This is a genomic window from Acinetobacter sp. GW821-FHT01E09 (assembly GCF_059422385.1).
The window spans coordinates 2,288,912-2,305,304 of the sequence record NZ_JBWKWU010000001.1; the positions used below are offsets into that span (position 1 = coordinate 2,288,912).

The 16,393-nt window shown below is 34.9% G+C and carries 13 protein-coding genes and 1 pseudogene; 4 read left to right on the forward strand and 10 right to left on the reverse strand.

The genetic code is table 11. The annotated features are described in order from the left end of the window. Window positions 1-10: 10 nt before the first annotated feature. The 3 genes from AC07U8_RS10495 to AC07U8_RS10505 form a co-directional block, all read right to left on the reverse strand. Window positions 11-511, reverse strand: coding sequence for a zinc-binding dehydrogenase (locus AC07U8_RS10495; protein WP_494737838.1), 501 nt, complete (start codon window positions 509-511; stop codon window positions 11-13). A gap of 170 nt (window positions 512-681) precedes the next feature. Next, a complete protein-coding gene (locus tag AC07U8_RS10500) occupies window positions 682-1,116 on the reverse strand; it encodes an alcohol dehydrogenase catalytic domain-containing protein (protein ID WP_494737839.1) in 435 nt (144 codons plus the stop codon). Between the two features lie 28 nt (window positions 1,117-1,144). Then, window positions 1,145-2,587, reverse strand: a complete 1,443-nt coding sequence (locus AC07U8_RS10505) for an aldehyde dehydrogenase family protein (RefSeq protein ID WP_494737840.1) — start codon at window positions 2,585-2,587, stop codon at window positions 1,145-1,147. A 282-nt stretch (window positions 2,588-2,869) separates the two neighbouring features. On the opposite strand from AC07U8_RS10505, the gene AC07U8_RS10510 reads away from it, so the two are divergent. After that, a complete protein-coding gene (locus tag AC07U8_RS10510) occupies window positions 2,870-4,045 on the forward strand; it encodes a thiolase family protein (protein WP_494737841.1) in 1,176 nt (391 codons plus the stop codon). 56 nt (window positions 4,046-4,101) lie between these two features. Here the strand turns inward: AC07U8_RS10510 and AC07U8_RS10515 are convergent, their stop codons facing one another. Continuing rightward, window positions 4,102-4,539 carry a DUF2147 domain-containing protein gene (locus AC07U8_RS10515; RefSeq protein ID WP_096734125.1) on the reverse strand — a complete coding sequence of 146 codons (438 nt, stop codon included), beginning with the start codon at window positions 4,537-4,539 and terminating at the stop codon, window positions 4,102-4,104. A 487-nt stretch (window positions 4,540-5,026) separates the two neighbouring features. Between AC07U8_RS10515 and AC07U8_RS10520 the strand changes: the two are divergent. The 3 genes and pseudogenes from AC07U8_RS10520 to AC07U8_RS10530 all read left to right on the forward strand — a co-directional run bounded on the left by AC07U8_RS10520 (window position 5,027) and on the right by AC07U8_RS10530 (window position 8,678). Further along, window positions 5,027-5,766 (forward strand): annotated as a pseudogene (locus AC07U8_RS10520) (fatty acid desaturase). A gap of 1 nt (window position 5,767) precedes the next feature. Then, complete coding sequence (locus AC07U8_RS10525) at window positions 5,768-5,929, forward strand: rubredoxin (protein WP_096734127.1); 162 nt, start codon at window positions 5,768-5,770, stop codon at window positions 5,927-5,929. A gap of 88 nt (window positions 5,930-6,017) precedes the next feature. Further along, window positions 6,018-8,678 (forward strand): winged helix-turn-helix domain-containing protein, encoded by a 2,661-nt coding sequence (locus AC07U8_RS10530; RefSeq protein WP_494737842.1) that lies wholly within the window; start codon window positions 6,018-6,020, stop codon window positions 8,676-8,678. 197 nt (window positions 8,679-8,875) lie between these two features. Here the strand turns inward: AC07U8_RS10530 and AC07U8_RS10535 are convergent, their stop codons facing one another. The 6 genes from AC07U8_RS10535 to AC07U8_RS10560 all read right to left on the reverse strand — a co-directional run bounded on the left by AC07U8_RS10535 (window position 8,876) and on the right by AC07U8_RS10560 (window position 16,296). Continuing rightward, the gene (locus AC07U8_RS10535; RefSeq protein ID WP_004720411.1) at window positions 8,876-9,346 is read right to left on the reverse strand and encodes an Lrp/AsnC family transcriptional regulator; all 471 of its coding nucleotides are present in this window, start codon (window positions 9,344-9,346) and stop codon (window positions 8,876-8,878) included. A gap of 201 nt (window positions 9,347-9,547) precedes the next feature. After that, window positions 9,548-10,441, reverse strand: a complete 894-nt coding sequence (locus AC07U8_RS10540; protein WP_494737843.1) for a LysR family transcriptional regulator — start codon at window positions 10,439-10,441, stop codon at window positions 9,548-9,550. A 48-nt stretch (window positions 10,442-10,489) separates the two neighbouring features. Further along, entirely contained in the window at window positions 10,490-11,842 is a 1,353-nt protein-coding gene (locus tag AC07U8_RS10545; protein WP_315075910.1) for an MFS transporter, read from the reverse strand. A 45-nt stretch (window positions 11,843-11,887) separates the two neighbouring features. After that, window positions 11,888-13,174 carry a salicylate 1-monooxygenase gene (gene salA, locus AC07U8_RS10550; RefSeq protein WP_494737844.1) on the reverse strand — a complete coding sequence of 429 codons (1,287 nt, stop codon included), beginning with the start codon at window positions 13,172-13,174 and terminating at the stop codon, window positions 11,888-11,890. A gap of 491 nt (window positions 13,175-13,665) precedes the next feature. Then, window positions 13,666-13,920, reverse strand: coding sequence for a hypothetical protein (locus tag AC07U8_RS10555; protein ID WP_004720401.1), 255 nt, complete (start codon window positions 13,918-13,920; stop codon window positions 13,666-13,668). Between the two features lie 168 nt (window positions 13,921-14,088). Next, a complete protein-coding gene (locus tag AC07U8_RS10560; RefSeq protein WP_494737845.1) occupies window positions 14,089-16,296 on the reverse strand; it encodes a TonB-dependent siderophore receptor in 2,208 nt (735 codons plus the stop codon). Window positions 16,297-16,393: the final 97 nt, after the last annotated feature.

A 16,393-nucleotide genomic window follows, 5' to 3' on the forward strand; every position in this document is an offset into this window, starting at 1 on the left:
AATATTTAAGTTATTGACTGATTAATAAAACAGGCTTGATACAATCCCCAAGCTGATTGGCTGTAATGGCTTCGTTGATTTGCTCGAATGGATAAGTTCTGATCAATTTATCAATGGGTAATTGTCCTTTTTCGTAATAGTGAATTAATTCAGGAATAGACTGATCTGGATCACTGTCGCCTTCAATAATTCCTTTAAAGCAAATCCCTGCTGGTACCATTTGCATAACAGTTCCAGGTAGTTTTTGTTCAATCTTTTGCGGTACACCTACAAATCCATAGACGGCTTTGGGAGCCAAAACATTAAAAACATGCTCCATAACGATATTTACGCCTGAAGTATCTAAAGCATAATTAACACCAGCTGGTAATATCTTATGGACTTCATTTTCAATGTCTTGTTGGTGAGGATTAATCACAGCTGTTGCACCTAGCTCAAGCGCTAAGCGACGTCTAGCTTCATAAGGTTCAATCAAAATAATATGTTTACATTTCTGAATTACAGCAGCCATTACTGCGGTCAAACCAACGGTACCCCCACCAATAATTAATACTGAAGAGTCAGGTTCACATGCTAAAGAGCGGGTAATTGCACCAAAACCAGTTTGTATACCGCATCCTAATGGTCCAATTAACTCTAATGGGATATTTTTAGGTACTGAAACGACATTACGTTGGTGAGCTATGGCATGACTTGCAAAAGATGATTGTCCAAAAAACTGCCAGCAATAGGATTATGTTTGGAATCATGTAAGATTGGGCCATCTTTTCGTGTTCCGGCAAAGTTTAAAGATGCAAAGGAATAGCAATATGCTGGCTGATTTTTTTTACAACTGTTACATTCACCACATGAGGAAAAACTCACTGCGACATGATCACCAACTTTAACTTTTGATACTTTTTTACCAATTTTCTCGACTATACCTGCCCCTTCATGGCCTAGTACTGCTGGTGAAATAATAGGAAAAACTCCTGCATGTGCAACAAGATCTGTATGGCAAATTCCAGCAGCAACAATTTTAACCAATACTTCTTCATCACTTGGCCCAGTGAGATCCAGTTGTTGAATACTAAATGGCTGACTTAAACCGTATGAAACAGCAGCAATAATTTTCATTATTCAATCCCTTTTTCTATGATTTTTTTCATATAACCTTAAATAGGAAATCTAAAATCCATCGTGTTGTTTTGGTATATGGCGGGTAGAATATGTGAGTCAAAAGCATGTTCGTTGTTAAAATTGCACGTTCATGTGAAAAAGCTTTAATCCCCCACTCAGCATGGTAATTGCCAATTCCAGAGTTATTTACGCCACCAAAAGGCAAATTATTTTGAAGAAAATGCACCATCGTATGATTAATGCAAGTTCCTCCAGCACTCGTGTTCTGGATCACATGCTCGATACGTACTTTATCTTTACTCCAGATGTACAGTGCTAATGGCTTTGGTGCAGCATTAATTCTATCTAAGACTTCTTGAATATTTTTAAATGAAATAATGGGTAATATTGGTCCAAAAATTTCTTCTTGCATGATTGCAGCATCAGCTGGAATATCTGTAAGTAATGTAGGGGAAATAAAACATTCTTTTTGTATAACAATCCCACCATAGAGCAGTTGTGCGCCTTTTTCTTTTGCATCCTCGAGTAAATGTGCAATACGTGCTGTGTGGCGCTCATTTACAATACGTGCCAGCTGAGCATTTTTTACATTTTCACCTTCACCATATATATTTGAAATATGTTGATTGAACTTGGAAATAAATTTATCTTTAATACTTTCAGCAATATATAAATGGTCTGGTGCTACACAGGTTTGACCGCAATTCAAAAATTTCCCCCAAGCAAGCGTTTTCACTGCCATATCCAAATCAGCAGTTTCATCAATAATGGTGGGCGACTTACCCCCGAGCTCTAAAGTTACACTGGTTAAATTTTTAGCTGCTGCAGTCATCACCACTTTTCCAATAGCAGGTGATCCAGTAAAGAAAATATGATCAAAAGGTAAATTTAATAAATTTGTAGCAACAGAACCATCTCCTTCAAAAATAGCAACTTCGCTTTCATCAAATGCTTCACGAATTATTTTCACCATGATTTTAGATAAATTTGGTGTTAATTCAGAAGTCTTAATCATGACCGTATTTCCAGAAGCAATTGCCGGAATAAGAGGTCCTAAAGTCAGCGTCAGTGGATAGTTCCAAGGAGATATAATTAGACAGCAACCTCTAGGCTCGTAACGTACTTGTGATGATGTACCTAACATCATCATTGTTGTTTTAATTTTTTTGGGTTTGAGCCATGCTTTTAAATACTTACAAGTATGCTCAAGCTCCATGATTACCGATAAAATTTCAGTAATCTCTAACTCCATGGCTGGTTTATTAAAATCAGCAGCACCAGCAACAATAATTTCGGCTTTATTATTTTCTATGCTTTTACGCAATTTTTTTAATTTTGCAATTCTTTGACCAACAGTTGAATGACGTAATCTTAAAGCAGCAGGTTGTTGTAATCTAAAGACACGGATTAATTCATCATTTGAAGCATTTTTATCAGACTCTGAAAAGTGCAAAGTTTCAGCATTCATTCTCGTATTCCTTTTAAATAAATTCGCCTCACATTAAAACTTCAATGAAAGTGCTAATTTTCCTTATTTTTTACTATGAATGATTAAAAAAAAATGCACATCGTCAAAAAGGACTAATCTAAAATGAAGAGCTTTAAATAGATTGTAAGTATCTGTTTTTTTAAATTTTAATTAAAATTGAAGCCATCTTAATTATTATAATTAGTCCATATGATCGATGTATTTAAAAAAAATGTTTATACAATTTTTATATTCGACCACTTTGGCAATTAAGGAATTAAGATGGGACAAGCCTATATTATTGCTGCAACGCGTACAGTTAATGGCTTAAGTCATGGAATAATTTCGTCATTTATACCAAGTGAATTATTATCTTTTGTTTTTAATTCATTAATTATAAAAACTAAATGTGATCCTAAATTTATTGAGCGTGTTTTAATAGGTTTCGTAAATCATCCAAATTCAAATATCAAAAAAATTATAAATGACGCCTTAGCACACTCGATACTCTCCCCACAGCAACTGGTAAATAGGCTTGAATATCAACATAATACTGCACAGCAAACGTTACACTATGCAGCACAGATTGTAATGTCTGAAACACACGATATTGTTATTGCATCAGGAGTCGAAAATCATCTCAGTTGTGATCAGCAGATGTGGATACCCAACCATGCAAATAAATCTACATTTTATTTAAAGGATACCGCTTTAGATCAAAATGCGCATATGCTTTCAGTAAAGCAACTAAGCTATGCTATGGAGTTATTAAAAAAATATCGCTTAAATCGAGATTTGCTTGATTATTATAGCTTTAATAGTCACTTTAAGGCACTCAATGCTTGGCAAGAAAATAAATTCGAAGCTGAAATTATTCCAATGCTACACAACTTTAAAAATTCCTATGCACCCCATATGCGTATTCAAGATGAATCTATAATTGAATATATGTCTTGGTCTTTTTTTACTAAATCTCCGACTATTTTACCTGATATCCCGATGACATCTAAACATATCAGTTCTAATGCATATGGTGCATCAGGATTAATTCTTGTTAATGATCGAGGTCTAAAATTATTGAAAACACCGCCAATTGCACGAATTTTGTATATGAATAGCTTGCAGTTCAACCACAATGACATTGATGCAAATATATTTTTTGCCACACAAAATGCATTAGAAAAAACAGGATTGACCATTCATCAAATTGATCTCTATGAAATGAATGAGGTTTTTACCCCCCTTCCACTCGCTTGGTTGAGTGTTCTTGGGGCTGACCCAGACAGATTAAATATTCATGGTGGGACACTAGCCCTTGGTGAATCATGTGGATCTATAAGTACACGTATGATGACGACGCTATGCCATGCATTAATAACGACTCAGGCGAGATATGGGATGCAAATTCAATATGACAAAAAAGATTGCATTCAAATTACGATTATTGAGAAAGTTTAATTCTAGGTATTGAACTAAATTTGCAACACCCAGAATCGGGATGGGAGAGTTTTTATTTAATTAACCCTTAGCCAAGTTTGACTTCGCCCCAATGCTGAAATTCCTAAATAGCCTCGAAGCTTTAGTTTTTTCCCATTTTCAACTAATTCTCCTTCCAAGCTATAAATACGACCAGAATCAGGATCTAAAATTTTTCCATCTTTAAATTTTCCACTTTCTACTAATTTTAAACTATTAATGACGGTTGTACCCTGTAGGCGTTTTCCCATTAACCTACCGTTACAACTTTTACAAGTTAATTTGTTCTCTACATCAAAGACATCTACAATACTGCCATTATAGACATTGTCTTTTACTTTTTTAATTTCTATCAGAAATTTGGGTTTGCCAGTTTTATCATCAATGGTCTTCCACTTTGTGCCTTGAATCGAATCATTTGCCCAAGAAGCAGAAGCTAGAAAAGCACTTGCTGCTAAAATTAAAATTTTATTCATAAACGTATCCTTTTATTTATGGCCTTATTTCCAAGCCAGAAGCTAAACTCATATGAGTTTCAGAAAATTTATTGTTTTTTAATAACTGGATTAAAAACAAACAAAAGGCAAGCTAACAAAAGGTGGCTCTGATTTATTCATCACAAAGAACTAATTTATAGTTTTACCTGCCTTAAGATTTAGCCATTAGCCAAATAGAAATAACGAATCAAAAAAACGTAATGACAAAAACCAACCTTTTTCTCAGGTTTATTTTCTCCATTTTTTTGTCATCTTGATGAAGATACCAAATTACATCAGGGTGAAAACCAAGGAAATGACAATGAGAACGATGAGTAAGTCTAAGCCATTCGATCACGCATTACGCGAGTTAACTAAAGCCCCTTTAATAGCTTTACCAACTTTATTCTTGTTTATTATCTGTCTAGCCATTCTGGCAATTGTTGATTACTGTGTAATCCTTGGGATGATTCCACTATGGGTAGGTATGATCATTAATGGATTTACAATCTATTTTTTATTTAGCCCTATACATGATGCATCTCATGGTGCATTTTCGCAAATAAAATGGATCAATGAAATTCCAGGTCATATTGGTATGATTTTCTTTGGTCCGATTGCGCCATTCAATCTAGCACGTTTCATCCATATGCAGCATCATCGCTGTACCAATGAAAAAGAAAATGACCCAGATTATTTTGGACATAAGATGGATATTTTTTTCCATTCCGTTGGAGCAATTTTGACTATTATTATTCAAAATATTTCTTTTTACGTGCTAGTCAGGCAATGCGTAAACGTTTACTACCCCACTTAGTCATTCATTTCTCTGCAATCATTGCTGTATTAGCAGCTCTAATTTATTTTGGATATGGTCTTGAAGCGCTTATGCTATGGATTTTACCAACAAGAATTAGTTCATTCCTATTTGTTTCTGCATTTGTATTCTTACCACATGAACCATTTCAAAGTACAGCGAAAGAAAATGAGTATCGGGCAACTAATGTGCGCCCAGGTGTTGAATGGTTACTTACACCACTACTTGCGTACCAAAATTATCACTTAATGCATCATCTTTATCCTACTGCACCCTTCTACCGTATGTTGAAACTGTGGGAATTAAAATATGACCATCATGTAGCAAATGACCCGTTGATCATAAAAACTTTTGGTCTTGCACCAATAAAAAATGATCAGTCAAAAACGACAAATGATGTGAGTACATAAGATGAAAAAATGGCAATGTCGATATTGTTCATTTATTTATGACGAAAAAGTTGGAATTCCTGAAGACGGGATAGCACCAGGAACATCTCTGGATCAATTTTCAGATGATTGGATGTGTCCAGATTGTGGTGCTACTAAAGAAGATTTTGAGGAAATATTCTAAAACTCATTTTGAGGCAATCAATCTGTAATGACTGATCTTTGCCTCACTGTAAGTGTTCTAAAGATTTATTTTTTCAAGGAGTGAGAAAATGGACAATCTTTTTTCAAATACAAGGTTAAATAACAATATTTTAATGACAAAGCTCATTCCACCAATATCAATAAAACCGCAGATTAAACGGACTCACTTATTTAATCACTTAAACAAAAATACCAAGGTTAAATTGATTTCTGTGATGGCGCCTGCTGGATTTGGTAAAACTGCATTTTTAAGCCAAATTTATATTCATCAAAAGAAATATCGTAAAGTCATTTGGATGACGCTTGATAATGCAGACAATGACTTCAATCATTTTATTCAACATTTATCATATATTTGGTTTAAAACGACTAATCAAGCTTTTAATAGTAATTTTCTTGAAAATATTACTCAGTATTCAGAACCTTTTTCAATTTTTTTGGATGAAGCAGAACATATTTATGATGAATCAACGCTCAACTTTTTACAGCAGATCATCGATTATTTACCCTTACATAGCCAAATTATCATCAGCTCCCGCCAGTTATTGCCTTTAAAAATTGCCTCATTACGTATTCATTGTCAAATACTAGAAATTACTCAAGAAGCACTCAGTTTTAGTGCTGATGAGATAAATAAGCTCGTCCTAAACAATTATGGATTTCAGCTTCATCCAAGTGAAATTAACTTATTACTCAAAAAAACAGAAGGTTGGATTATTGCTATTCACCAATTCGGTTTAACTTTAACTTCGAGACATTCTCTACGTACGCAGATTCAGAAGTTTTCAATTCATCATAGTGAATTGAATCATTTTTTAAGCGAAGAAATTTTAAATCAATTACCCAATAATCTTCAGGATTTTTTATTGAATTGTAGTGTCTACTCGCAATTTTCTGTGGCTGATTGTGATTGGTTGCTTAAAATAACTAATAGCGCTTATTTACTTAAACAATTAGAGCAAAAAAACCTTTTTCTTATCCCTATGGATCAACAACATGAAAAGTATCGTTTCCATGGTTTATTTTTAAGTTATTTACGTAATCAGTTTCAACGTTTATACCCTATAAAATTTAAGTCACTACATTTACGTGCTGCAGAACGTCTACTTTATTTAAACCAACCTATTGAAGCAATTGAGCACTATTTACTTGCAAAAGCGTTTGGCAAGTGCATCGAAATTTTGACTCTACATAGCCAAACATTGCTAGAAAAAGGTAGAATACGGTTTTTATTACGCTGTTTGGATCAAATACCAGCTCATATTTTTGAGAATTTGCAACACTTACAAACAGCATATTCATTAGCTTTAATTTTAAATCGTCGTTATGATGAAGCTAAATATGTGATCGGTAAAATGAAAAAGCAAAAATTGCTCTCTTATACTGAAACTAAAATATTAGATTGCTTATTGCTCACAATGACTGATCATATCGAGGAAAGTTTTGCTCTCTGTAAAATAATTTATAATGATCAAAATACATATGATAGCTTGTTGAATAATTTTATTATTTTAATTTATTCCCATTATTTAATCGCAAATAACAAAATTGATTATGCTCGAAAAATAATTCATAAAGTTATCAACAATTCTCGATATAATAGAAATGCTTTTGTACAAACTATTTATGAATACAATGAAGCATGTATAGAGTTACAATACGGGCATTTAAATCAGGCTTATATTCGATTGTATACAAATTATAATTGTAGCTGGCGAGATCATCAAAATAATGTATCTGGTGGTCAAGCAATGATTGGAGTTCCTTTAGCTGAAATTTTATATGAAAGAAACCAATTAGAAGAATCATTCAGTTTAGTCAAAAATTGCCTTCCGTACGCACGTCAAAATGGTCATATAGATTCATTAATATCTGCCTATACGCTATTCGCTAAAATTGAATATTCATTACATCATGACAAAACAGCAGCACTATGTTGTCTTAAAGAACTAGAATATATTGGAGCAGATTTTAACTTTATGCGTGTTAAGGCCAGTGCTCTCCTTGAACAAGCGCGAATACATTGGCTGAATAAAGATTATTATCTTGCACGGAACATTTTGAATGAAATCATTGCTTGGGATATTTGGCATACGCTAGATCATTTTTATATGCCAGCTCAGTATCTTGAAACCCCTCAAATGCTTATATGGCGAATTGATATAAGTCACAGTGACGGGAAAAAGCATGAGGGAAAAATTCAAGACTTCATTAAACATACAAAAAATTTACTTCATGAAAGGCGTGCAATTAAATTAAAAATGATACTTTCTACTCTGTATTTTAGCGAAAATAATCATAAACAAGCATTTGATTGTTTTAGAAGTATATTGTTAGATATTGGTAATGAAAAGTACCTTAGAAGCTTTTTAGATGAAGGTCCTATTATGCATAAATTAATTTATGCTTTTTATGAAAATTATAGTGAATCATTTCATCTAGATTCAAATACTCGTAAAATTTTGGAAATTTTAATTTCACTAGTCGATTATTCTACAATCAAAGAAATACCTCCAAATAGAAAAAATGTATTTTATGAAGCTTTAAGCAAACGAGAATTAGAAATTTTAAGTCATGCCGCTGAAGGACTACGTAATCAAGAAATTGCAGATAAAATTTTTTTAGCAGTAACAACGGTTAAGGCCCATCTTAGACGTATACACTCTAAACTGGATGCACACTCTCGTACAGAAGCTGTTGCCATAGCGAGGAAAAATGGCTGGTTATAGTGATCAATTGGTATTTTTCTCTTGTTAAACCATTAACGGCGTATGATTTTGCTGTTGAATATTTAAAAGTTTAATTTTCTTGCTGTTCCTTACATTTAAGTTACAGCTTGGATAGAAGCTTAGAATGCCCACCCATATATTTTCTAATCGCCTGAATCAAGAGATTTGTTTCTATTTCTATGAAAAAGCATCAATGATCACAGAAAATTTAAAGGTAATTCAGTCGTATATTTAATTTGCTCCATCGCAAAACTGGAGCTCACGTCAGTAAGGCCAGAAATTTGAATTATTTTTTTATAGACTTTGTCATACTCAAGCACATCGGGTACAGCGACTTTTAGCAAATAATCTGTCTCTCCAGCCATTCGATACACTTCTATAACTTCATCGATTGTATGGATATGATTGTGAAATTTTTCAATCCATTCTGCATTATGTTGTGCTGTTTTAATAAAAACCATAACAATCACATTGATATTTAGTTTTTTACGATCGAGTAAAGCAACTTTGGCGCGAATGATGCCTTCTTCTTCCATTTTATGAATCCGTCGCCAACATGCTGTATTACTTAATCCAATACGATCTGCGATATCGCCAATCGCCCAGGTACAATCTTTTTGTAATAGTTCCAAAATCCCACGATCGTATTTATCTAGCTGTAATTTCATGCAGTTCACTTTATATAAGAAATTAAAAAAATGAGTCACTGATTTATCTATGATTGGAATGATATTCTATTTTTTACAAGATAAATAGATTTTTAATTCTTAATGCTGATTACTTGAAAATCTCATTCAAATAAAGAGCAGTTCAGATAAGTTATGGCTCTATTCACTGTTTTTTAACGCATTGCAAATAAAAATACGGCGTTAAAGCGATTGGAAAAGTTCTTGTAGTGTTTGGATAAACCATGTTCTGGCTTCTATGTCATCTCGATGGTTATACCAATTGGCACTTACATTAAACGGTTTAACTGAAAATGGTAATTCAAAAATATTGACATCACCATTACGCGCATATACTTTTGCTGCCCTTGAAGGCAAAGTCACTAATAATTCAGAACTGGTCACAACATCTTGTAAAACACTAAAATGAGGAAGCTCAAGCATGATTTTTCTTTTTAAGCCCAATTCTTTCAGCCTTTGATCAATTTCAATATGACCTGTTGAAGATTTAATAGCAGCATGATTTTCTTGAAAATATTGTTCTAAACTCAGTGTGTCTCTTATACGTGGATGGTACTTATGCGCAATGCACATATAGCGTTCTTCAAATAAATTACGTGATTCAATTTTAGGCATAACGGTATAACTACTATTGAATACAGCAACATCTAAAAAACCTTCAGTCAGCCATTCTTCTACTTTATGCGATTGAATTTCTTCAATTTCCACCTTAATAAATGGTGCTTCTTTAGAAAGGTACTGAATTAAGGAAGGTAGTAAACATATTTCACCCAAATCAGATAAGCCTAAACGAAATATCCGAGTTGAGGTTTTTGGGTCAAAGTATTTAGACGCTGTAATTGCTATTTCAATATCGGTAATTGCTTGTCTAAAGCTTGGGTATAAACTTTGTGCCAACTTGGTCGGTTTGACCCCAAATTTGTCTCGTTCAAATAAAGGATCATTTAAAAATTTACGTAGGCGATTTAGATTATAGGTGACAGATGGTTGGCTTAAATTAAGACGCTCAGCCGCATGACTAATATTTTTAGTTTCAAAAACGATAATAAAAACTTTAATAAGACTTAGATCAATCAATTGTAATATCTCTATTGAATGAGGGAGGTAGACCTCCCTGCTCTACTTTTAGATTTGTAGCGCTTTCACCGCCAATTTTGTTTTTTTCAAGCGTAAGTGAATCATTGAAACGCTCATTACTGCAATAATACAGGGGATTGATAATGCGATAAAATTATAATTAATGGGCAGACTTAAGCTTAGCAACCAACCACATAAGATTGGCCCTAAAATTGCACCTAAGCGCCCCACACCTAAAGCCATTCCTAAGCCTGTTGCACGAATATTGGATGAATAAAATTGAGACATATACGCCAATAATAAGATTTGCCCACCAATTGATGCAGCACCTGCAACAGCAATACAAAAATAAAGAATGATCGTTGGTAAATTATAACTCAGTAAAATTAATGCGATCGCACCACTTAAAAACAGTGAGCATAATACCTTTGCCAGATTAAAACGATCCGCTAAGTAGCCACCACAAATTGCACCAAGCATTCCCCCAATATTTAAAGCCAATAGAAAAACCAGACTGGTCGATAAATCATAGCCGGCTTCTACCATTAATTTAGGTAACCAATTGCCTAAAGCATAGACCAATACAAGCGCCATAAATACACTGCCCCAGAATAAGAGTGTTACCATCCCACGATTTTCTGCAAATAAATCCTTGATCGGGGTTTTAGAGGTAGATTGATTGTCTTGATGAAGACCAATTTGAGTCTGAGACGTATAGGTAATATTTCCGTCAATTTGTTTAAGGATCTCAATGGCTTGATCAGTTTTATCACGGCGCACCAAATAATCAATCGATTCGGGTAACAGCTTCCAGATTATGGGAATGAGTAAAAGTGGTGTACCTCCTAGAATAAACATGATTTTCCAACCAAATTGTGGGACTAACCACATTCCTAATAAAGCTGAACACATCCCGCCGACTGCATAGCCACTAAACATTAAGGAAACCAAGGTTGAACGTAGTTTTTTAGGTGCATATTCAGTCATCAAGGCGATTACATTTGGCATGACTCCGCCTAAACCCAAACCAGCCAAAAACCGAAAGATTCCAAAACTTTGTGGATTATTGGCATAACCACAAAGTAAAGTAAAACCACTGAATAAACAGATACATAAAATAATTAATTTTTTGCGGCTGAATCCATAGCTTTCTAATTTATCACTCAGGCTACCGAAAATAATCGCACCAAACATCATCCCAAATAAGGCGACACTGCCCAAAAATCCAGCCGTAATACTGTCAATTTTCCATTCTGCCATCAACTTGGGTAAAGCAACACCGTAAATCACTAGATCATAACCATCAAAGATAATGATCAATGCGCTGAGTAAAATCACCCGCCAATGAATGGCTTTTAATTTAGCATGATCAATAATTTCATTTGCATTTATGAATTGCATAATAGACCTCCCTGGTCATATTGTCCTGTTTGTAATCTTTGTTGTTTAAGTCGTCATTTCAGTGTGCTGTAGTTGTTTTGCTAATGCTGCTTTAGCTGTCTGAATATCATCTTCAAGCGAATGCTGCCACAACCAGTCAAAACGCTGTGCCAAATGTTGGCCTATTGATTCAAAATCAGGATATTTCGATGAATATAGCTCATAGATTTCACCTGATTCACGCGAGGTATTTTGAACTTTTACGGCACGCGCTAATCGAACTTGCTCATAGATTTCTGATACAGCTTTGATAGATTCAGATGTCAGCTCAGGGTTTTCTAATAACTTAGCTAAAATCAAAGCATCCTCTAAACCTTGTCCGGCACCAGCACCTTGATGCGGTAACATGGCATGAGCAGCATCGCCAATCAAAATCACATTATTGCTTTTGTTTTTATAGCTTTCTAAAGGTTGAATTTCATGTAATGCCCAAATTGTTGGTGAGTCGATCAGATCCAATAATGCCTTACAACTCTCGCTCCAGTCTGCAAAATCAGCCAGCATGGCTTGTTTTGAAACAGGTGATGTCCATGGTGTATTCTCTGCTAATACAGTTTGAGTGCGATCTGACTTAAATGCCACAATATTAATTTCTTCACCCTGACGGATTGGGAAAGTTAAGATATGTTTATCTTTCCCTAAAAGCATTTGCGGTACATCGGCAATTTCGGCATCATTTCCCAGTTTTGCAATGGCTTGCTTAAAATCTTGAAATTTAATAATTCCACGATATGCCCACGTCCCTGAAAACTGAGGTTCAACACGCGCTAATTGATTAGAGTCAAGCACATGGTTTCGGACGACTGAACGGATCCCATCACAACCAATCACATAATCAAATGTAATATGTTGACCATCGATAAAGTGAATTGTCGCTTGTTCTTCATCTGCCTCAATTTCTTGTACACGTTTATTAAAATGTACATTTGTTAAAGGCACCAACGGAATTAAGCTATCAAGAAAATCTGCACGATGTACCGAAGATTGTCCAACTTGTGGCGCAATCGATGCGGATAGATACTCATCGGTATAACCATTACGCCATTGAAACCAAATATCGGTATAAGGTGCTTTTACCTGATCTGCAATAGATTCATACTCTTGGCTTAGACCTAATAATTGAATGGCTTTAACTGCATTGGCACCAAACGAAATCCCTGCACCGATCTCGGAAAACTGCGATGCGGATTCAAAGAGATGTACATCTAAATGTTTATTTTTGACCAATTGAGTGGTGAGTGCTAAGCCCGCAATACCGCCACCAATCACAGCAACTCTAATTTTTTTGTCCATTTTAGCATTCCTTACTAAATTACTTAGAATTCTATGATTGGTTATTTTTTAGAATAAATCCAATTTATATTTTTAGTTTTATACTATCTATTTTTTTGATATTAATTTAAATAAATCTCTTTCATAAATGAAAAAGTGATCATGTAGCGTGAATCATATTGGTATTGAAAGTTCCTTCTCCCCACGGGAAAAGGCTAGGATGAGGGAAATTTTATGTTGATTTATAGTTTTAAAAATGACTTATGAATGAAAGCTAATGTATTGATATAACTAAATTAGTATTTTATTTCTTGAAGAATATTTTAAATATCACGTTAGTTGTATAAATTTATTTGAAATTTAAATAAAATATTTAAGAACCTTGTCTATACAACACTTTTTTTTCTTATTGAGATCACTTTTTAGATTTTGATTTTTAAAATACAATTTCTAAATTTTTATCTTTTCTGAAATTGCGTAAATAACCATTTGTCTCAAAATCATTAAAGGGATCAAACATGTTGAGTTTCATCAAAATAACGGCCAAGCAAAATCAACATTTGTGAACCATCGATCACATTTGCTCGACGTAAAGCAATCACTAATTTTTCAGTTTCGTCTGGTTTAACATCATCATCAGCTAAACGAGTAATCGTTTGAGCCAATAGACTACTTCCAGTATTGATATAGCTTATATGGTTTTGACGTGCAAGTTTCGCTATATATCTTTTCAACCCTTTATGTGGAATTTCATTCACATTCAGCATCACAAAGTTCCTTAATAAAACTGCCCCTCTATTATAACAACATGGGTAACTTCTACGCTAATAAAAAATGAGATGCTATTGACGGTTCGTTAATTAAATTATCTAACCGTCAAATATTAACTTAGTCTACATCTCAATTTAAATTACCAATAGGCTCAGCAAGTTGCTTTAAAAACCCACAGTCCACGAGAGTTGTGCAGTACGTGGTGCGCCAAGAAATAAATAGTCATCGCCTAAGAAACTCGCCGCATCGCGCCAGTATTTTTTATTAAACACGTTATCAACATTAAATCGAAGCGTATTGTCATAACCGTAAGCACGGAAGTTATAAGCTGTACCTACATCAAACACGCTATAGCCTGATACTTTTACTGTACCCGTTTTATTGGCATACTTACTGCTGCTGTACTGCATGCCAGCCAATAAACGTAAGCCATCTACTTGTGGTACTCGATACGACAGATGATTAGCAAAACGGACACTCGGTACATTCTGAGTTTGATGACCTTGATAATCTGCCACTTGTATTTCTTTTAAACGTGAACGAATTAAAGCTAAAGAAGAAGTCATATCTAGATTTTGCCCGAAGCGTCCTTGTAAGCCCAATTCCAAACCAAGGTTATGTTGCTTACCATCCGTGACAAAGTATTTGTCTGCGTTGGTGTATTGATTGTCTTGGGTTAAATCGAACAATGCCGCGGTAAACAGTAATGTTTGCCACTGCTGCTTAATCCCCAATTCATACTGAGTTGAATTTATCGGTGCTAACGTTTTAAAAGCATTACCTTCAATACCTTGATCAGGAATACCAGTAGCAAACCAAGGGGCTTGTCCGCCATCACTTAAACCTTTGGCATAAGAAGCATAGAGATGAGTCTGTTCCCAAGGTTGATACATCAACGCAAACTGCGGTAAGAAACGATTGAAATTCGTCTCTCGGATGTTGTTTGCATCTTCATCATAGGCATTTTCATTTAAGTGCATCAATTTGCCACCCAACAAAACTGACCATTCAGCGTTAAAGTCAATCTGGTCAAGTAAGTTCAATGCGGTTTGTTGACTGTCTAATGATTTATAATGTTTACCTAAAGTTTTATCAGTAGGCGCATACGTTATAGGATCATTATAAATATTTCCTGTACCGACCAATTCATTGATTGCATTATATTGTGTATGCCGTTTCCCTGTATGTGACAGTTCTAAACTTAGCTTATGTTGCCAAGCCCCTGTACTAAACTTGCCGTTTAATCCTGCTTTAAATTGATTGGTTAAGAAGCTGTCGTCTGGATTACGGAAATCGTAAATATCATAGTTACCATTTTGATCAAAAGTATTACCTAAACCTGTCATTTGGCAAGTACTGCTATAACAACCCCACGGAAATGCTGAATAATCATCAATCACGACACGGCTTTGTGCAGCAGACAGATTTGTGGTCCAGTTGTCATTGACTTGGTAAATATATTTTAAGCTGGCATTTAGACTTTCATTGGTCACTGGTTTACTCCAGCTTTGATAGCCAAGTAAACGATCCCATTTGACGTCAGTCGGTACGGTTGTACCATCCAGTAACTGATAACCTGCGACTGAGCGCTGACGTTGACGCTGTGATTCAATGTCAAATTCTAATTTTGAGCGATCTGAAATCTTCCAGTCTAATGCCAAAGCGCCAAATAAACGCTGCCCATCTGCATGCTCAACATAAGGATGAATTTCTTCTTTGGCCAGATTCAGTCGATAACCAAACTGCTGCTCTTCTCCCAACCAGCCACCCAAGTCAGTTGCGACACGATTGCCACCATGACTATCTACTTCAACGGTAATAGCATGAATGTCTTCTGGACGTTTAGTGACATAATTGATGACACCACCCGGTGTTGACATCCCACTTTGGATTGCACTTATACCCTTTAGAATTTCAACTTGTGCTTTGTTCTCAAGCGCCACATTTTGCTCACCACGCAACAAATTGCCATTGAGCAAATAACTTGACCCTAAATTTAGGTTAAAGCCACGCATAATAAAGTTTGGATAATAACCAATGGGTGCATAGCCATCACCGATTGCTGCATCATTTTTAACAACATCCGTCAGGGTTTTTGCATGTTGGTCAGCGATACGTTCCGCGGTGACTGTACTGATAGATGCAGGAATCTCAGCAAGATTTTGCTGAGTAAATCCTGATAAATTTACCTTGGGTTGATAATAAGCAGTTGGTGTTGTTTCTTCTGTTTGAACGCTTACTTTAATCGTTTTAAGTTGTTGTGTATCTTTTTCAGTATCAGCATGTGCCAATGCTGAACTTAGCCCTAGACATGAAAATGAACCAACTGCCAGTAATGCTTTTTGTAAACGAGAAAATGGATACGTTTTCACAGTAATTGTCTAACCCCAAAGATAATCTTACAGCCTAAATTTATGCGCATGAGTATTCACAATTTTCTTCGATTGAACAAGCATTTCTATAAGATAT

Excerpts from the sequence above, each read along its gene's own strand:
- AC07U8_RS10535 (WP_004720411.1), bottom strand. The coding sequence starts at position 9,346 with ATGAAATTACAGCTAGATAAATACGATCGTGGGATTTTGGAACTATTA.
- AC07U8_RS10500 (WP_494737839.1), bottom strand. The coding sequence starts at position 1,116 with ATGAAAATTATTGCTGCTGTTTCATACGGTTTAAGTCAGCCATTTAGT.
- AC07U8_RS10510 (WP_494737841.1), top strand. The coding sequence starts at position 2,870 with ATGGGACAAGCCTATATTATTGCTGCAACGCGTACAGTTAATGGCTTA.
- AC07U8_RS10525 (WP_096734127.1), top strand. The coding sequence starts at position 5,768 with ATGAAAAAATGGCAATGTCGATATTGTTCATTTATTTATGACGAAAAA.
- AC07U8_RS10545 (WP_315075910.1), bottom strand. The coding sequence starts at position 11,842 with ATGCAATTCATAAATGCAAATGAAATTATTGATCATGCTAAATTAAAA.
- AC07U8_RS10530 (WP_494737842.1), top strand. The coding sequence starts at position 6,018 with ATGGACAATCTTTTTTCAAATACAAGGTTAAATAACAATATTTTAATG.
- AC07U8_RS10515 (WP_096734125.1), bottom strand. The coding sequence starts at position 4,539 with ATGAATAAAATTTTAATTTTAGCAGCAAGTGCTTTTCTAGCTTCTGCT.
- AC07U8_RS10555 (WP_004720401.1), bottom strand. The coding sequence starts at position 13,920 with ATGCTGAATGTGAATGAAATTCCACATAAAGGGTTGAAAAGATATATA.
- AC07U8_RS10505 (WP_494737840.1), bottom strand. The coding sequence starts at position 2,587 with ATGAATGCTGAAACTTTGCACTTTTCAGAGTCTGATAAAAATGCTTCA.
- salA (WP_494737844.1), bottom strand. The coding sequence starts at position 13,174 with ATGGACAAAAAAATTAGAGTTGCTGTGATTGGTGGCGGTATTGCGGGC.
- AC07U8_RS10495 (WP_494737838.1), bottom strand. The coding sequence starts at position 511 with ATGGCTGCTGTAATTCAGAAATGTAAACATATTATTTTGATTGAACCT.